The following is a 264-nucleotide window of genomic DNA, read 5'->3' as shown; positions in this document are numbered from 1 at the left end:
AAAGCCGGTCTCAGTCCGGATCGGAGTCTGCAACTCGACTCCGTGAAGTCGGAATCGCTAGTAATCGTGAATCAGAATGTCACGGTGAATACGTTCCCGGGCCTTGTACACACCGCCCGTCACACCATGGGAGTGGACTGCACCAGAAGTGGTTAGCTTAACCTTCGGGAAAGCGATCACCACGGTGTGGTTCATGACTGGGGTGAAGTCGTAACAAGGTAGCCGTAGGGGAACCTGCGGCTGGATCACCTCCTTAAACGATGC

1 rRNA gene is annotated in these 264 nt (G+C 54.9%); it reads left to right on the top strand.

Annotated elements, in window-relative coordinates:
* A 16S ribosomal RNA gene (locus ACT3R7_RS20800) occupies positions 1-256 on the top strand; the annotation flags it as partial.
* Positions 257-264: the final 8 nt, after the last annotated feature.

Source organism: Halomonas sp. AOP43-A1-21 (genome assembly GCF_052376775.1).
GTDB classification, from domain to species: Bacteria; Pseudomonadota; Gammaproteobacteria; order Pseudomonadales; family Halomonadaceae; genus Vreelandella; species Vreelandella colorata.
This window is presented reverse-complemented; position numbering and strand designations above follow the sequence as displayed.